Raw genomic sequence first — 17,041 nt, forward strand, 5'->3', positions numbered from 1 at the left:
GGGGCCGCATCGCCCCCTCTGCGATGCGGCCCCACCACAAGGGAAAGGGCGGCGCGACAGGGCAGTCCCTCGGTGCGCCGGGGTGGAGCGTCAGCCCGCCAGCAGTGCCGTGCGGTAGACGGTCCCGGCGCAGGCGCTGGAGAGAACCGTGCTCGCGGTCGACGGGGCGCCGATGGCCGGCGTGTAGTTCAGCAGCACGCTGGCGTCCGGCTCCCCCCCGCCGTCGCCGCCCGTGCCGCCACCGGTTTCGGTCTCCCCGCCGGTGGCGGGCTCCTCCTGGGGCGGGGCGCCCGTGCCGCCGTCCGGCGTGGGATCGGGGGTCGGCGTGGCCCCGGTGTTGGAACAGCCCGTGGTTCCGCCGCCCGCCGCCGGGATCCAGGCGAACTTGACCTCGTAGGCCTGGCCGGGCTGGAGGATGAGCTGGCTCGTGGTGGTGGAGGGGTCCGGCAACTGCGCGGCCGCGTCGCCCGACGTGTGGTCGACGACCGCGATCCGCGTACCGTCGGCGCCGCCCTGGGCGACGGGGCTGACCGCGCCCGCGCCGTCGACGGTGCAGGCGGCTGACGAGACGTTCACGACACGGAAGGAGCCGTAGACATGGCCATTGGCGTCGGCCGCACCGGCTGACGCTCCGCCGTCGCCGAGCTGCACCCGGGTGCACACGGGCGAGGTGGCGCTCAGCGTGCCGGACGGGTTGGGGCCGGGACCGCTGGGGTCATCCTTCGGGTCCTCGTCCTTGTCGGCCTTGTCCTTGTCGTTCTTGCCCTTGTCGGCCTTGTCCTTGTCCTCCGGGCGGGAGGGCTTGCCGGTCTCCTTGCCGTCGCTGCCCTCGCCGTGGGCTCCGCCCTGCACGCCGGGGGTGCGCTCGCTGCTGGACGCGTTGGCGGGCCGGTCGTCGGAGGCGTTCCCGGCGGTGGCCACATGCACCAGGGCGGGCATGGCCGCACCGCCGAGCACCACGGCCGCGGCGGCGCCGACCAGAGCCTGGCGGCGGCGCGTACGACGGGCGGGGACGGCGCGGCGCAGATGGTCCAGCGCGTCCGGTGAGGCTTCGATGTCGTCGACGGCCCCCCGGAGCAGGCGTCTCAGCGCCAGCTCGTCGAACCCGTCGGGTGCTCCGGCCCCGGCGGTGGCCTCGGCCGCCTCCGGTTCACCGGCGCTGTCGCCGTCGCCCGATGATGCGCTCAGCCCGTTCGGGGCTGCCGCACCCTTCGGCGCTGCCGGTCCGTCCGATGCTGCCGGTCCCTCCGACGCTGTCGGTCCGTCCGATCCTGTCGGTCCGTCCGCCACTCCGGTCGTCTCCGGCGGAGCGTGGTCGTGATCATGTCGCCGGTCGGGGTCTTCCCCGCCCGGCCGGTGGTTCTCGTGGTTCATGCCGGAGCCTCCATGGCGACGCGAAGCGCCGCGATGCCGCGCGAGCCGTACGCCTTCACCGAGCCGAGCGATATCCCCAGGGTCTCGGCGACCTGGGCTTCGGTCATGTCGGCGAAGTAGCGCAGCACAAGGACCTCGCGCTGGCGGCGCTGCAGTCCCTTCATCGCCTTGATCAACTGGTCGCGCTCGAGCTGGTCGTACGCGCCTTCCTCCGCGCTCGCCATGTCCGGCATCGGCTTGGACAGCAGCTTCAGCCCGAGGATGCGGCGACGCAGCGCGGAGCGGGAGAGGTTGACGACAGTCTGCCGCAGATACGCGAGCGTCTTCTCCGGGTCGCGGACCCGCCTGCGCGCGGAGTGCACGCGGATGAACGCCTCCTGCACGACGTCCTCGCAGGACGCGGTGTCGTCGAGGAGCAGCGCCGCGAGACCGAGCAGCGACCGGTAGTGGGCGCGGTAGGTCTCGGTGAGGTGGTCGACTGTGGTGCCCACTGCCATCGCGTCGTCAGTTTCCCCGCGTTGGGACGGAAGCTGCGCAGGGCGGGCGGTGGACCAGGGTGCGATCACCGGCATGCCGCCCGATGTGCGGGGACGCGAAGGGTGCAGTGCTGCGCGGCCGTGCCGTGGGGCCGTTGCGATGCCGAATACCTCTGCCACGCCTGTTGGACACGCTTCCCCCTGCCAGGGTTGTACGCGTGAGGCACCGCTTTCGACGATGCATCAAATGCCCCCATGCGCACCGACCCTTCCCTTATGCACCGTTCTCACAGCCCTACGGAGGGGCGGCGACAGAGACGCTCCCCGTCCACTGCCCGGTTGCAGCGAGACGGGGAGCGCATGATCGAACAGATCGTCGATCCAGTTCAAGTGACATGGGTCATCGTATTGGTCACAGAATCTTCACAGGCTGCCGGGTGGCGGACATTGAATCCGGGACTACGCATTGAATCCGGAACTACGGTCGTTACGACGCGGCCAGTTCCGCCGCCACGGTCTCCGCGATCTGGGCGGTGTTGAGCGCCGCGCCCTTGCGCAGGTTGTCACCGCAGACGAACAGCTCCAGAGCGCACGGATCGTCCAGCGAACGCCGTACCCGCCCGACCCAGGTCGGGTCGGTGCCCACGACATCGGCCGGGGTGGGGAACTCGCCGTCCGCCGGGTTGTCGCACAGGACCACACCCGGCGCGGCCGCCAGGATCTCGTGCGCGGCCGCGACCGTGACCTCGTTCTCGAACCGCGCGTGGACGGCCAGCGAATGCGCGGTGACCACCGGCACCCGGACGCAGGTCGCGCTGACCCGCAGCTGCGGCAGGCCCAGGATCTTCCGCGACTCGTTGCGGACCTTCAGCTCCTCCGAGGACCAGCCGTCCTCCTTGAGCGAGCCCGCGAACGGCACGACGTTCAGCGCCATCGGTCCCGGGAACGGACCGGTGTCGCCGACCGCCCGCCGTACGTCGCCGGGCTGGGTGCCCAGTTCCGTACCGGCCACCTTCGCGATCTGCTCGCGCAGGGTGTCGACGCCTTCCTTGCCCGCGCCGGAAACCGCCTGGTACGAGGAGACGATCAGCTCGGTCAGCCCGAACTCGGCGTGCAGCGCGCCGACCGCGACGATCATCGACAGGGTCGTGCAGTTGGGGTTGGCGATGATGCCGCGCGGGCGGACGCGGGCCGCGTGCGCGTTCACCTCCGGCACCACCAGCGGTACGTCCGGGTCCATCCGGAAGGCCCCGGAGTTGTCGACGACGACCGCGCCCTTGGCGGCCGCGATCGGCGCCCACTGCGCGGAGACCTCGTCGGGAACGTCGAACATCGCGATGTCGACGCCGTCGAAGGCCTCCTCGCTCAGCGCGACGACCTCGACCTCTTCGCCCCGTACCGTCAGCTTCCGGCCGGCCGAGCGGGCCGAGGCGATCAGCCGGATCTCGCCCCAGATGTCCGCGTGCTCCGACAGGATGCCGAGCATGACGGTGCCGACCGCACCGGTCGCGCCGACGACGGCGAGCGTCGGCCTACCGGCGCGGTCGGCAGCGGCGTTCATCGTCCGGTCCCTCCGTAGACGACCGCCTCGTCGCTGTCGCTGTCCAGCCCGAAGGCGGTGTGCACCGCGCACACGGCGTCGTTGACGTCGTCGGCACGGGTGACCACCGAGATACGGATCTCGGAGGTCGAGATCAGCTCGATGTTCACCCCGGCGTTCGCCAGCGCCTCGAAGAAGGCCGCGGTCACGCCCGGGTTGGTCTTCATACCCGCGCCGACCAGCGAGATCTTGGCGATCTGGTCGTCGTAGCGCAGCGAGTCGAAGCCGATCTCCTGCTGCGTCTTGGTCAGCGCCTCCATCGCCCGGTGGCCGTCGGTCTTCGGCAGGGTGAAGGAGATGTCGGTGAGCCCGGTCGAGGCGGCCGAGACGTTCTGCACCACCATGTCGATGTTGATCTCCGCGTCGGAGATCGTCCGGAAGATGGCCGCCGCCTCGCCCGGCTTGTCCGGCACACCGACGACCGTGATCTTCGCCTCGGAGGTGTCGTGGGCGACACCGGAGATGATGGCCTGCTCCACCTTCTGATCCCCTTGCGGCTCGTTGCTGACCCAGGTGCCCCGCAGTCCGGAGAAGGACGAACGGACGTGGATCGGGATGTTGTAACGACGTGCGTACTCGACGCAGCGGTGCAGCAGCACCTTGGAACCGGAGCTGGCCAGCTCCAGCATGTCCTCGGACGAGATCCACTCGATCTTGCGGGCCTTCTTCACGACCCGCGGGTCGGCGGTGAACACGCCGTCCACATCGGTGTAGATCTCGCAGACCTCCGCCTCCAGGGCGGCGGCGAGGGCGACGGCGGTGGTGTCGGAGCCACCGCGGCCCAGGGTGGTGATGTCCTTCTTGTCGTGGGACACACCCTGGAAACCGGCGACGATCGCGATGTTGCCCTCGTCGAGGGCGGTCCGGATCCGGCCCGGCGTGACATCGATGATCCGCGCTTTGTTGTGGACCGAGTCGGTGATGACTCCCGCCTGGCTGCCGGTGAACGACTGCGCCTCGTGACCGAGGTTTTTGATCGCCATCGCCAGCAGCGCCATGGAGATCCGCTCTCCGGCGGTCAGCAGCATGTCGAACTCGCGACCGGCAGGGATCGGCGATACCTGCTCGGCGAGATCGATCAGCTCGTCCGTCGTGTCGCCCATCGCGGAAACCACGACGACCACCTGGTGGCCGCTCTGCTTGGCTTCGACGATCCGCTTGGCGACGCGCTTGATGCCTTCGGCATCAGCAACGGATGAACCTCCGTACTTCTGCACGACAAGGCCCACGTGCGCTCCTCGCAACTGTTAGTAAAACGGTCGACTCAGTCTATCGAGCAGGCGGAATACGCCGTCCGCATATCACATAGCGAGATGGTTGGCTCACCTCATGATCGACGAGACGAATCCTGTCCATCGCCCCGCCCCGCTCAGCCAGCACCCTGCCCGCTTCGCGGCGCAGCACACGGGAACGTAACCCAGCTCACAGCACACCGTGAGGGCGCGCGGCGGATTCCTCGCACGACGCGGTCACTCCTTGCTCGCGCGGCACGGTCACTTCTTGGCGGAACGCGGTCACTTCCTGTCGGAACGCAGCCCCAGCGGCCCGGCGATCTCGGCCACCATGACCTTCCCGGCCTCCTCCGCCAGCGCCTCGTCGCCGCCGTCCGCCCCCGTGTCCGTGTCCAGACCGTCCAGCTCGTCGAGCGGGGTGTTGAGACGCACATGGGCGACGAGGGACTGCAACGCGCGCAGGGCGGCCGAGGCCGTCGGGCCCCAGTTCGACAGGTACGAGAACTGCCACCACCACAGCGCCTCGCTGACCCGGCCGTCGCGGTAGTGCGCCATGCCGTGCCGCAGGTCGATGATGATGTCGGCGAGATCGTCGGAGATCCGGCAGGCGACGGGCGCGCTGCGCGGTACGTACGGGTCGAAGACCTCCGAGTACACGTCGACCGGGTCCAGCAGGGCGGCGAAGCGCTCACGCAGGTCGTCGGCGTCCGGCTCGGGGCCGACGTCCGGCTCGTACCGCTCGTCCGGAACGATGTCCTCGTGCGCGCCCAGCCGCCCGCCCGCGAGCAGCAGCTGCGAGACCTCCAGCAGCAGGAAGGGGACTGCGCTGTCCGGCTCGTCCCCCTTCGCCACCTCCGTGACGGCGACGAGGAAGCTCTCGATCTGGTCGGAGATCTGAACCGCGAAGTCGTCCGGGTTCTGGTGGCTGTCGTGCAGCGTTGCGTCAGACATCGAGAAGTCTTCTCCCTTCGAAGGCCCGCCCCAAGGTGACCTCGTCGGCGTACTCCAGGTCGCCCCCGACCGGCAGGCCGCTGGCCAGGCGCGTGACCTTAAGACCCATGGGTTTGACCATGCGCGCCAGGTAGGTGGCGGTGGCCTCCCCTTCCAGATTGGGGTCCGTGGCCAGGATCAGCTCGGTGACCGTGCCATCGGCGAGCCGGCCGAGCAGCTCGCGGATCCGCAGGTCGTCCGGGCCGACGCCCTCGATCGGGCTGATCGCCCCGCCGAGCACGTGGTACCGGCCGCGGAACTCGCGCGTCCGCTCGATCGCGACGACGTCCTTCGGCTCCTCGACCACACAGATGACGGCCGGGTCGCGGCGCGGGTCCAGGCAGACCCGGCACTGCTCGGCCTCGGCGACGTTCCCGCACACCGAGCAGAACCGCACCTTCGCCTTGACCTCGGTCAGCGCGTGCGCGAGGCGGCGGACGTCGGCGGGCTCGGCCTGCAGGATGTGGAAGGCGATCCGCTGCGCGCTCTTGGGACCGACGCCGGGCAGCCTGCCCAGCTCGTCGATGAGGTCCTGGACCACGCCTTCGTACACGGAACGCTCTCTCCTTCTTCGGTTCTCTCGGTGCGTCTACTTCGGATCTCTCGGCGCGTCCTCAGCGACGCGGGGTCTGCGGCGCCGCCGTCAGAACGGCAGACCCGGCATGCCGCCGAGTCCCTGCGCGAGGGGGCCGAGCTTCTGCTGCTGCAGGGCCTGCGCGGACTGGTTGGCGTCCCGGACCGCCGCGACGATCAGGTCGGCGAGGGTCTCCGTGTCCTCAGGGTCCACGGCCTTCGGGTCGATGACCAGACCCTGCAACTCACCGGCTCCGGTCACCGTCGCCTTCACCAGACCGCCACCGGACGAGCCTTCGACCGGCGTACGGGCCAGTTCCTCCTGGGCCGCGGCAAGGTCCTGCTGCATCTTCTGTGCCTGCTGAAGCAGCTGCTGCATGTTGGGCTGGCCACCACCGGGGATCACTGAGGCTCCTGGCTGTCGATGGAGTTTCGATTCTTGATAGCCCGAGCCTACGTGCTCACCGGGCGCCGCGCGCTACCCCGGGGGAAGGAGTACGCGGCATGGGTGCGGGCGGAGGATATGGCGCGCGGTACGGGCGGGGTGGGGCCGGTACGAGCGGGGTGGAGCCCGGTACGAGCGGGCGGGGTGACACGACGTGCGGGCCGGCGCGGTGGCGCGCCGTACGGCCGGGCGCGGTGGCGCGCGCCGTCCGGGCGGACGGGGTGCGCGGGGCACGCGCGATCCGCCGCGCGCCGACCCCTGCCACCGGCTCCGGCTCCGGCCCCGGGACTGACCCGGGCCCTGGCCCCCGGCCAACAGCGTCGTGGATTCGCTTGGCGCTTGGTCGTGGCCAGCGCAGCGCCAGCGCCAGCGCCAGGGCCAGGGCCAGGACCAGGACCAGGGGCCACGACCTACTCGTTGGTGATCTCTTCGATCACCGTCGCGCCGAGCTCGCGCACGATCAGGTCGTGGCCGCTCAGCGCCGTTTCGTCGAGATCCGGATCGTCCTCCTCCGGAATGTCGTCCTCGGGGGCGACGGGGACGGGCTCCGGCTCTCGGTACGCCTGCGACGCCCCCTGAGCCGGCGGCCCGGACGGGGCGGAGGCTGGGGACGCCGCCGCGGCCGACGCGGCGGATGAGGCAGCGGGGTGACGCGGAGCGGCGGACGCGCCGCCGGGACCACCGGCCCCAGCGGGACCGCCGAAGCTGCTGCCGGAGCCGGAGCCCGGGCCGCCGCCCGGACCACCGGAGCCGGGTGCGCCACCGGAGCCGGGTGCGCCGGAGCCGGGGCTGCCGAAGCCGCCCGCGTCCGCGCCGTGGCCCGTGCCCTGGCCGGACCCGCCGTACGCGGAACCCGGGCCCGAAGCCGAGCCGGAACCCGGGCCGCCGAAGCCTCCCGAGCCCCCGTAGCCACCGGCACTGCCCGGGCCGCCGTATCCACCGGCACCGCCGAAACCGCCCGCGGCGCCGGAGCCACCGGAGCCGCCGCCCGGCTGACCGGCGCCGCCCGAGGGATCGACGACGCACTCGATCCGCCACTGGGCGTTGAACTGCTCGCTCAGCGCCTGCCGCAGCACCTCTTCGCTGCCGCCATTGGCGAAGCTGTCGCGGGCGCCCGCGTTGGAGAAACCGACCTGGAGGGTGGTTCCGTCGAACCCGGCGACCGATGCGTTCTGGCTCAGCAGGATCCAGGTGAAGCGGCGCCGGTTCTTGACGGCCTCCAGGATGTCCGGCCACATGTTCCGCACCTGCGCCGCGCCCTGTGCGGCGGCCTGCGAGGGCTGAGCGTTCGCCGCCGGGGCGCCGTACCCGGAAGCTGCCTGGCTCGGCGCACCGCCCGGGCCCCCGCCCGGACCGTGCTGGCCGACGCCTTGCCCGGACGCCGAAGCAGCGCCGGAACCGGTCCCCGCCGCGGCACCGGAGCCCGGCGCGGCCGCGGACGGCCAGCCACCAGGGCGACGACCGGCCGCCGTGTCCTGTCCACCGCCCGGAGCGCCACCGTCCGGCGCCCCCGCGGACGGCGCGTCCGCGCCTCCGCCCTGCCCGGGCGCGACCGCGGCAGGCCAGGCACCGGGCCGCTGCCCCGCGTCGGCGCCGCCGGGCACGTGCCGCGCGGGCTGCGGGGGCTCCGCAGGCTGCTGTACGGGCTGTCGTACGGGGGACGAGGCGGCGGGCCAGGACCCAGGCGCCGCGTCGGGCGCGCCGGACCCGGGCGCGGCGCCAGGCGCCCCACCCGCGCCAGAGCCACTGACCACGTCCCCGGAACCGCCATCAGGACCAGCCCCACCGGAACCGGTCCCGCTAGGACCAGGCCCACTGGGACCGGTCCCACCAGGACCACCACCCGCACCGGGACCACCGGGCGCGGCAGCCATCGCCGCGCGCGCGGCGGCCGGGCCGGACGGGCCGGTGACCGGAACATGCGCGTCCAGCCCTGGCACGTACCCGATCCCAGGCGCACCCGCACCGGCACCAACGCCCGGTCCGCCGGCGGGCCCCCCGGCCATCGCGGCCGCCCCGGCCGCCCCAGCCATCCCGGCCGCCGACGCGCCCCGCTCAAGGCGCTCCAGCCGGGCCTGCATCGATCGTTCGTCGTCGAACGCCGCGGGCAGCAGCACCCGCGCGCAGATCAGTTCCAGTTGCAGGCGCGGCGAGGTGGCACCGCGCATCTCGGTCAGCCCCTGGTTGACGAGGTCGGCCGCGCGGCTCAGCTCGGCGCCCCCGAAGACCCCGGCCTGGGCCTGCATGCGCTCGATCACATCCGCCGGGGCGTCGATCAGCCCCTTCTCCGCCGCGTCCGGCACGGCCGCCAGGATCACCAGGTCACGGAGCCGTTCCAGCAGATCCGCGACGAACCGCCGCGGGTCGTTCCCCCCCTCGATGACCCGGTCCACGACCTCGAAGGCGGCCGCGCCGTCACCCGCCGCGAAGGCGTCCACGACGGCGTCGAGCAGCGACCCGTCCGTATAACCGAGCAGCGAGGTGGCCATGGCATACGTCACGCCGTCCGCCGCGGCGCCCGCGAGCAGCTGGTCCATGACGGACATCGAGTCACGCACGGACCCGGCCCCGGCCCGCACCACCAGCGGCAGCACCCCGTCCTCGATCGCGATGGCCTCCTGCCCGCAGACCTCGCCCAGGTAATCGCGCAGCGTCCCGGGCGGTACGAGCCGGAACGGATAGTGATGCGTACGCGACCGAATGGTGCCGATGACCTTCTCCGGCTCGGTGGTCGCGAAGATGAACTTGAGGTGCTCCGGCGGCTCCTCGACCACCTTCAGCAGGGCGTTGAAGCCCGCCGAGGTGACCATGTGCGCCTCGTCGATGATGTAGATCTTGTACCGGCTGGAGGCAGGCCCGAAGAACGCCTTCTCGCGCAGCTCACGGGCGTCGTCCACACCACCGTGCGAGGCCGCGTCGATCTCGATCACATCGATCGAGCCGGGCCCGTTCCGCGCGAGGTCGCGGCAGGACTGGCACTCCCCGCACGGCGTCGGCGTGGGCCCTTGCTCGCAGTTCAGGCAGCGGGCCAGGATCCGCGCGCTGGTCGTCTTGCCACAGCCGCGCGGCCCACTGAAGAGATAGGCGTGGTTGACGCGGTTGTTGCGCAGCGCCTGCTGCAGCGGGGTGGTGACATGCTCCTGCCCGATGACCTCGGCGAAGGTCTCGGGGCGGTAGCGGCGGTAAAGCGCGAGAGACGACACGCCTACGACGATATCGGGACCCACTGACAAGTGACTCCCGTCACAGAAGCTGCACGACCCCCGCCGACCCCTGCCGACCCCGCCAACGAAAGGGCCCCTCACGCACCCGCCAGAGCCCACTTACCCTTGCTGCCTTCCGGCCCTGGGGGAGTTCGGTGAGATAGCGCCACGTGAGGGGCTGCCCCCCACCCTAGCGGATCGAACGGAGTGCTGGAGCACCCCGGCCACCCTCCGGGAAGCGGGTTCGCGAGCACTGCTTCGCGTCTTGTATTGTTTGCGGCGGAGGATTCGCCTAGTGGCCTAGGGCGCACGCTTGGAAAGCGTGTTGGGGGCAACCCCTCACGAGTTCGAATCTCGTATCCTCCGCACCCGCCCAGCAGGGCAGGCGAAGGTCCCGATCGCTCAGCGGCCGGGACCTTCGTCGTTCCGTGGTTGCAGTTTTGGTTGCAGTTGCCCGGCAGGGTCCCGCAGCGCTTCGCCGCCCCTGGCCGGCGTCTCGGAGCATGCGCCCGGCCACGCGCCCGGCAGCGAGCCCGACCGCGCGGCACCGCCTGAGCACGGCCCATGGTCACGCTGACCATCGACGAAGCTGCCCAGCCCACAAGGGACCTCATCCTCACGCTAGAACGCTCCGCGTGACCGCTGTGACCACCTAACCGAACTCTGAGGCGTGCCGGCGATACTCACCCACATGCCTGTGGAAGCGAGCGACCACGATGAGTACAGGGCCCCGGACGGGACTCCGCTCTGGGAGCTCTCTTACTACCCCGGCACCCATAAGCCCTTCGGGCAGGAACGCCGCCTCGCAGCGTGGCTCTGGTTCAACAAGGAGATCGGCGACACATTCACGATGAACGAGCTCCGCGATGCGCTGGGGCCGAGCATCGTCGGCAAGTCCGAGCACCTGAACCGCCGTCTCCGCACGCTGCGCGCAGTGGGGTGGGTCCTCCCCTCCTGCAAAGACGACGGCTCGCTCAAACCAGACGAGTACCGCGTCGAGATCAAGGGCGTCCGGTACTGGCTGGAAGAAGACCGGAAGGCTCACAAACCGTTCGCGCCGTCCGCTCGCACGCGTCGCCTGGTCATCGACCGCGACGGCGGCCGCTGCGTTGTCTGCGGCATTGCGGCCGGGGAGTCATACCCAGGTGAGCCTGACAAGAAGGCCAGGCTCACCATCGGGCACCGGATACCGCAGGAGCGCCTGAGGGCCCGCGCAGCCGCTGACGACACCGATAACTGGCGAACCGAGTGCGCGCGGTGCAACGAGACCGTACGAGACGAGGTCCCCGACCCCAGGCAGTACGACGAGGTTATTGCCCAGGTAAGGCGCCTGGGCCGCGAGAACAAGCGGACACTGCTCAGCTGGATGCAGCGAGGCGAGCGAACTCGCTCAGAGCTTGACCGAATCTACGATCAAGCCCGGATTCTCACCCACGACGAGCGAGCCGCCCTCATCACGTACCTTCAGAAGCAATTCAGCGAATACAGCAATTAGGAGCGTTTCTCACGTGACATCGGCGCTTACCGCAGCAAGGGAAAATTTCCACAAAGACCTGGTCGACAGGCACACTCTGTCCCTGTCGTTTGACGGCGTAGCCTCAAATGCCGACAGCAGCCAAAATACCAGCAAAGCAATCGCATTGCGAGTTGCGCAGGACCTCGCCGCTCAAGCGATTCCGAAGAAACTCGACGGCCAGCGAGCAGGAAAACAGTTTGAGCAGGCTGTAGAGAAGTTCCTAGCGGAGATTTTCCCTGCCTTCAAGTCGCTCCGCCCGGGCAACTGGACCATCGAGAACGTCGGCGGGTCCCGCACCGAGTACCAGATTTCCAAATACGAACCGTACACCCATCTGGCCGACCTTGCGAGCGCCATCGAGAACGACCGAACACTGGCCTCCGTGCTGGGAAACTCGTATGAAATCAGCCCCGATATCCTGGTACTGCGAGCCCCTGAGTCAGACGAGACGATCAATCGCAATCACGAGCTCGTAGACGCGGACTCTGGCCAATATGCCGTCATCAGGAGGGCTAATCAGGAGCACTCCATCGTCCACGCCATAGTCTCGTGCAAGTGGACGCTGCGCAGTGATCGCGCCCAAAACGCACGCTCAGAGGCCTTGAACGTGATCCGGAACCGGAAGGGACGCACGCCGCACATCGTAGTCGTCACCGGAGAACCCACGCCCTCAAGACTGGCGTCCCTTGCCCTGGGAACCGGCGATATCGACACGGTGTACCACTTCGCCCTGCCAGAACTAATCGCTGCGGTTGACCAAACAAACAACGATGAGGCGATTAGCATGCTCCACACCTTGATCTCCGGGAAACGCCTCCGCGACATCAGCGATCTTCCACTAGACCTAGCTATCTAGCGGCACCCCGAAAATCTCCTGCGTGAACGCTTAGCTGATCCGCGACCGCATCTCGGCGAACCGTACGTGCCGCTCGTGGCCTTCTTGCCCGATGAACCCCTTGAAGCCCACGAGTCGGTACGCACGACCTCCGAGCTGGTCGTCTTCGTTGATCACGAAGTCTCGCGCAAGCATGGCCATACGCCGCTCGAAGGTCGATGAGTCCATCCTCTCGCCGGAAAGCTTCACCAACTCCTTCTCCGTGAGTGCAGTCGGGGCGCTCTTCAAGGCCAGATAGAGGCGGTCATGCATGACCTCGTTCTCTACGTCAGCCAATTCCTTTGGCTCGCCCTTGCGGTTCAACGCGTTAGCGATCGACGTACCAACGGCACGCGCCACGGGCGGGGGAAAGGCATTGCCGATCTGGCGGTAGCGAGCCGTCTTGCGCCCAGTGAAATTCCACTCGTACTCGGGCTCGGCGCCCCAGCCTTGAATGCGCGCGACCATGTCAGTAGTGAGCTTAGGCAAGAAGTCAACGGGGTCCGTCGCCTTCGGTGGCGCGTCGGCAACACCCATCGCGTCTACGCCAAGATCGCGCCAGGCTGCCTTGGCCCGAGTCGGCCCAAGGTCAGCTCCGCCGTGTTTTTTCGAGCCTCCAACGATTGTTGGGGCAATGTCATTCGCTTTCTTTACCCACTTCTCGACGCCCGGCCAGTCATTCGCAGCCATCAGTTTCTGCAGAGCGGATCCGACTGTGCCGTCACAGGGGGTCTTCTCAGGCCACTCGAACCACTGGGCGTCCTCGGAACGCATCGCGACCAGGACGAACCGGGGTCGCAGCTGCGGAACACCGTAGTCACTCGCGTGCAAGAGTTGCCAGTCGGACCAGTAGCCGAGGTCCTTGAGACGGTCCTTCACGTGCTGGCGGTACGCGGAGAACCGAGGCATTGATAGACCGCGCACGTTCTCAAGGAGCAGCGCCCGCGGCTGCATCTTCCCAGCCAGCTCTACGGCCCAGGCAAATAGGTCACGCTCGTCGGTCGCGCCAAGCTGCTTGCCAGCGATCGAGAACGGGGGGCAGGGCACTCCTCCGGCAAGCAGGTCGATGCCGACGTATTCTTTGGGGTTCCAAACACGTTCATCTGCGACGTCACCGGACCGCACGTCCCAGTCCCGGTTCTCGCGCAGCGTGTTGACCGCGTTCTCGTCCAGCTCTACGGCGAGGGCGTGGTCGAATCCTGCCAGCTCAAGGCCGAGCGACTGCCCACCAGCGCCCGCGCAGATCTCCACGGCCGACAGATCAGCCACGCTCTTACCTCCAAGTCGGGATTGCACAGGTCTACCATCCTGACTCATCAAACACCCTGGGTCTGACACTCTCGGCTACGGTGTAGACGATGACCCCCAGCACTGACCCTGCAGCGTCGACGCCACCGACTCCTGGCCGCTCGCGCAACATGGCCGCGATCAAGCGGCGGGACACTGGGCCCGAGCGAGCAATCCGGTCGCTGCTTCACGCTGCGGGGAAGCGGTACCGCGTCGATGTCCGTCTGGCGCTGGAAGGCGCACGCCCGCGGCCCGACATTGTCTTCAGCCGCGCACGAGTCGCTGTCTTCGTGGACGGCTGCTTCTGGCACTGCTGCCCCGAGCACGGTCGGCAGCCCGGCGTCAACGACGGCTACTGGGGACCGAAGCTAGAGCGCAACGTTGCCCGCGACCGGGCTGCCAATGAGGCCCTCGCCGCCGCAGGCTGGACCGTCATCCGTGTGTGGGAGCACGAGCCCCCTGACGAGGCTACGCAGCGCATCATTGCGGCTCTCGACGCTGCCAGTCCCGCTAGCCGAGGCGGCCGGACTCGATGAGGCCCTGAGCCACCTCCGCCTCCGTCGCACGACCCTCCCGGCCGTAACCAGAGCTGTGGGCCAGCACCGGGCTCCCGGCGACAGACCGGCCTCAGCAAGCAGCCCAAGAGGGATCTCGTAGAGCGGACAGGGCCGGACCGAGCAGCGGTCCGGCCCTGTCCGCAATGCCCACCAGGCATTCGTATCTCCGTACTTGCCGGGATCCTTCGCGCGATCCACGGCCTGTGCACAGGCGTCGGCGAATGCGGCGGCAACGGCGTCGTTGTCCGTGCCGCGGACCTGGGCCTCGGCCTCCTGGCCAGGGCGGCGGGTGGTGTGCCAGCGGACCGGGAGGTCCGTGTAGAGGTCAGTCTCGAACTCCCAGATCGTGACTGACCACTGGTCATCGCGGCCGATGTTGAGCCATTCGCCGCCGGGCAGGAACACGGCATGGGCGTGGTGGACGATCCGGCGGTCGGGCACGCGGTCGCGGATGGCCCGCAAGCCGCCGGGGCCCTTGTGTTCCCACTTGTCCCGGCCCCACTCCTCGACCTCCGCGGAGTGGTCGGGGTTGTCCGTACCCCATTGGGAGACCACAGCCTCGGCGTGCTCGCGGTTCCGGAACGGGATGCGGCGTTCGCCGAGGCGGGCGACGTACACCGTCAGCTCCGCTGAGACGGCGCTCTTGCTCGGGCCAGGCACGGGCCCTCCAGGTGCCGCTGGGAACTGGTGCAGTGTCGGGCCCCAGATGAGAGCGCCGACCTTCGCGGCCGTCCGCGCCCTCGGCACCCGCCGCAGCACGCCGCACCACCGCCCACGCGTCCTGGGCAGCACTGCTCGTCCTCGACCACAGCGGCGACGACGGCACGGCAGCCGCCCAGATCGCCGCCACCGGCGAGGTCCTCGACGCCCTCGCCAAGACCTCCGCACTCCACACCCGCAACGAACTACGCCAGGCAGCCTGGGCATTCGAACGGGCCTCCCGCTCCCACACCCGAGTCAATTTCCGCCACGCACAGGACCTGCGCCGCGCGGCCCGCAGCCTGGTCCACAGCGGGCCCGCGCTCGGCTGGGGCGAGGACGGGGCCAGCACCGCGATGGTCATCGACATGCTGTTCTTCCTCGCCATTGCCGCCGCACACTGGCACGCCCAGCGACAGCACGCCCAGCAAGCCGAGGCCGCCCGGCAGGCCGCCGCACGCCTACGCGCCGCCTACCAGCAGGCAGCCGCCGGACCCCTCACGGTGCTGCGTGCACGTGGCCGCCGCATCGCCCCGTCGTCCCTGCGCCGCCACCACGCCACCACCCTGCGCACCGCCCTGCCCGAACTCGCCGAGACCCTCCTGGCCGAGCCCGGCTGGGACGCCCTGGCCGCCACCCTCGCCGACGCCGAACGCGCTGGCCACACCCCCCGCGCTCTGCTCGCCGAGGCCACCGCCTGCCGGGAACTGGGCACCGTCGAATCCATTAGCGACGTCCTCGTCTGGCGGCTGCGCCGCACTGCGGGCCTCCCCGGATGCGCACCGGCTCCGGAAACTAACCGGGCCAGCCTCGCCAACGATCAGCTGGCTGCCGCACGGCAGATGCCAGCACCGTCGATACCACGCGCACCACGCCGTTGATCACGGCGAGGACACCGACCCCGTTGGGGTAGATCGGATAGTGGGCGACATATGACTGACGGGCCCGACCACTCATGGTCGGGCCCGTCAGCTGTCTTCGCCCGACAGCGTCCGGCGGTCGGTGTGCGACTGGTCGCGACAGCTGACACCAGCACCGAGCCTTGACCAAGGGTGGCCGGATGTTCTGGTCGCGATGGTTGGCACCACATCGTCGTCACTGTTGGCGCCTGCTCCTCTGCCTGCCTCCCGGAGCTGTGGCGTTTTCACAGGCCGGCAGGGCCACGGGAATCAACCGCAGCGGTCACGGTGTTGGTGGCAGGCCCCGCGACCAGGCGTCATCTATCGCGAACAGTCGCACGGGGCCCAGGCCCCGCGAATGGCCCAACTCCGTTGTCAGTACCTGCTGTCAGGCTGAACATCACCTACCCAGACCTTCATCAGGAGGACAACAATGAGCACCGCCGATCTTGGTCCGCTGGTCATCACGCGCCACAGCGGCGGCGAGCCGATACGGGCCAACGGCGAAACAGTAGGCAGGCTCGGCGAGTTCTGGAGCTGGGCTTGCTCCGACCTGGCCAACAACACCATGCGCGGTGTCCTGGCCGAGTACCTCGTGGCCACGGCCCTGGACACTGCCGCCGGCACCCGCACCGAATGGGACACCGTCGACATCCGCACGTCCGAAGAGTGGCACGTCGAAGTGAAGTCGGCGGCGTACCTGCAGTCGTGGGCACAGTCCCAGCTGTCGGAGATCTCGTTCTCCATCGCACCGGCCGCCGGCTGGGACACCCAGACCGGCACCACCTCAGCCGAAGTACTGCGCCGCTCGGACGTGTACGTCTTCTGCCTGCTGCACCACCAGGACAAGCAGACCCTCGACCCCCTGGACCTCGACCAGTGGACCTTCTACGTCCTGCCTACCCGTGTCCTGGACGAGCGGTGCGCGAGCCAGAAGACCGTCAGGCTGTCTAGCCTCGAACGCCTCAGCCCGCTGAAGACCGACTTCACCGGCCTGCAGAAGGCAGTCGCCACGTGCGCCGAAGGCTCGCGATACCCCCAGGGGCCGGTGGGGTCAGCCCGTGCGGTGAGCCTTGTCGACGGCCTTCCCCAAGTGCGCGTCGACAAAGTCAGGGCTACCGGAGACCACTAGGACCACCGTCCCGGTGCGGACGGCCGTCTGCTTGCCGACGCTGCTGCGCAGCCCGCCGACGGACCGGACGACTCACGGCAGTCCTCATACAGCGCGTCGTGAGCGCGCGGGACAGCAACGTCAGGTAAGAGCCCTACTCGGCCTCACTGAGGCGCTAGCATCTCGTCATATTTTTTACTCTACG

The 17,041-nt window shown here is 69.3% G+C and carries 13 protein-coding genes, 1 tRNA gene, 1 other RNA gene and 1 pseudogene; 6 read left to right on the forward strand and 10 right to left on the reverse strand.

What is annotated here, in order from left to right:
- Window positions 1–90 precede the first annotated feature (90 nt).
- The 9 genes from ACQUSR_RS14970 to ffs all read right to left on the reverse strand — a co-directional run bounded on the left by ACQUSR_RS14970 (window position 91) and on the right by ffs (window position 10,076).
- The gene (locus ACQUSR_RS14970) at window positions 91–1,374 is read right to left on the reverse strand and encodes a DUF4232 domain-containing protein (protein ID WP_431043060.1); all 1,284 of its coding nucleotides are present in this window, start codon (window positions 1,372–1,374) and stop codon (window positions 91–93) included.
- Entirely contained in the window at window positions 1,371–2,030 is a 660-nt protein-coding gene (locus ACQUSR_RS14975) for a SigE family RNA polymerase sigma factor (protein ID WP_431043061.1), read from the reverse strand. The genes ACQUSR_RS14970 and ACQUSR_RS14975 overlap by 4 nt, the downstream gene beginning before the upstream one ends.
- Before the next feature lie 307 nt (window positions 2,031–2,337).
- Window positions 2,338–3,411: an aspartate-semialdehyde dehydrogenase gene (locus ACQUSR_RS14980; RefSeq protein WP_431043062.1), complete on the reverse strand. Its 1,074-nt coding sequence runs from the start codon at window positions 3,409–3,411 to the stop codon at window positions 2,338–2,340.
- On the reverse strand, window positions 3,408–4,679 hold the full coding sequence (locus ACQUSR_RS14985) for an aspartate kinase (RefSeq protein WP_431043063.1): 1,272 nt from the start codon (window positions 4,677–4,679) through the stop codon (window positions 3,408–3,410). The genes ACQUSR_RS14980 and ACQUSR_RS14985 overlap by 4 nt, the downstream gene beginning before the upstream one ends.
- 285 nt (window positions 4,680–4,964) lie before the next feature.
- Window positions 4,965–5,633 carry a DUF5063 domain-containing protein gene (locus ACQUSR_RS14990; RefSeq protein ID WP_431043064.1) on the reverse strand — a complete coding sequence of 223 codons (669 nt, stop codon included), beginning with the start codon at window positions 5,631–5,633 and terminating at the stop codon, window positions 4,965–4,967.
- Window positions 5,626–6,225: a recombination mediator RecR gene (gene recR, locus ACQUSR_RS14995; protein WP_431043065.1), complete on the reverse strand. Its 600-nt coding sequence runs from the start codon at window positions 6,223–6,225 to the stop codon at window positions 5,626–5,628. Before recR ends, ACQUSR_RS14990 begins: the two co-directional genes overlap by 8 nt.
- 90 nt (window positions 6,226–6,315) lie before the next feature.
- A complete protein-coding gene (locus ACQUSR_RS15000) occupies window positions 6,316–6,651 on the reverse strand; it encodes a YbaB/EbfC family nucleoid-associated protein (protein ID WP_431043066.1) in 336 nt (111 codons plus the stop codon).
- Between the two features lie 449 nt (window positions 6,652–7,100).
- Window positions 7,101–9,893 carry a DNA polymerase III subunit gamma and tau gene (locus tag ACQUSR_RS15005; protein WP_431043067.1) on the reverse strand — a complete coding sequence of 931 codons (2,793 nt, stop codon included), beginning with the start codon at window positions 9,891–9,893 and terminating at the stop codon, window positions 7,101–7,103.
- An 86-nt stretch (window positions 9,894–9,979) separates the two neighbouring features.
- Window positions 9,980–10,076, reverse strand: an RNA gene (gene ffs / locus ACQUSR_RS15010) — signal recognition particle sRNA small type.
- Window positions 10,077–10,174: 98 nt separating this feature from the next.
- Here ffs and ACQUSR_RS15015 point away from each other — a divergent pair.
- The 3 genes from ACQUSR_RS15015 (at window position 10,175) to ACQUSR_RS15025 (ending at window position 12,265) form a co-directional block, all read left to right on the forward strand.
- Window positions 10,175–10,259, forward strand: a tRNA-Ser gene (locus ACQUSR_RS15015).
- Window positions 10,260–10,584: 325 nt separating this feature from the next.
- Window positions 10,585–11,388 (forward strand): HNH endonuclease, encoded by an 804-nt coding sequence (locus ACQUSR_RS15020; protein WP_431043068.1) that lies wholly within the window; start codon window positions 10,585–10,587, stop codon window positions 11,386–11,388.
- Between the two features lie 13 nt (window positions 11,389–11,401).
- Window positions 11,402–12,265, forward strand: coding sequence for an NgoMIV family type II restriction endonuclease (locus ACQUSR_RS15025; RefSeq protein ID WP_431043069.1), 864 nt, complete (start codon window positions 11,402–11,404; stop codon window positions 12,263–12,265).
- A gap of 30 nt (window positions 12,266–12,295) precedes the next feature.
- On the opposite strand, the gene ACQUSR_RS15030 is transcribed toward ACQUSR_RS15025, so the two are convergent.
- Complete coding sequence (locus tag ACQUSR_RS15030; protein ID WP_431043070.1) at window positions 12,296–13,552, reverse strand: DNA cytosine methyltransferase; 1,257 nt, start codon at window positions 13,550–13,552, stop codon at window positions 12,296–12,298.
- Between the two features lie 149 nt (window positions 13,553–13,701).
- Here ACQUSR_RS15030 and ACQUSR_RS15035 point away from each other — a divergent pair, with 149 nt between their 5' ends.
- The 3 genes and pseudogenes from ACQUSR_RS15035 (at window position 13,702) to ACQUSR_RS15045 (ending at window position 16,857) form a co-directional block, all read left to right on the forward strand.
- The gene (locus ACQUSR_RS15035; RefSeq protein ID WP_431047602.1) at window positions 13,702–14,106 is read left to right on the forward strand and encodes a very short patch repair endonuclease; all 405 of its coding nucleotides are present in this window, start codon (window positions 13,702–13,704) and stop codon (window positions 14,104–14,106) included.
- 740 nt (window positions 14,107–14,846) lie between these two features.
- Window positions 14,847–15,707 (forward strand): annotated as a pseudogene (locus tag ACQUSR_RS15040) (mobilization protein); the annotation flags it as partial.
- A 451-nt stretch (window positions 15,708–16,158) separates the two neighbouring features.
- Window positions 16,159–16,857: a hypothetical protein gene (locus ACQUSR_RS15045; protein ID WP_431043071.1), complete on the forward strand. Its 699-nt coding sequence runs from the start codon at window positions 16,159–16,161 to the stop codon at window positions 16,855–16,857.
- Window positions 16,858–17,041 lie beyond the last annotated feature (184 nt).

It is taken from the genome of Streptomyces sp. P1-3 (genome assembly GCF_050613155.1).
Lineage (GTDB): Bacteria > Actinomycetota > Actinomycetes > Streptomycetales > Streptomycetaceae > Streptomyces.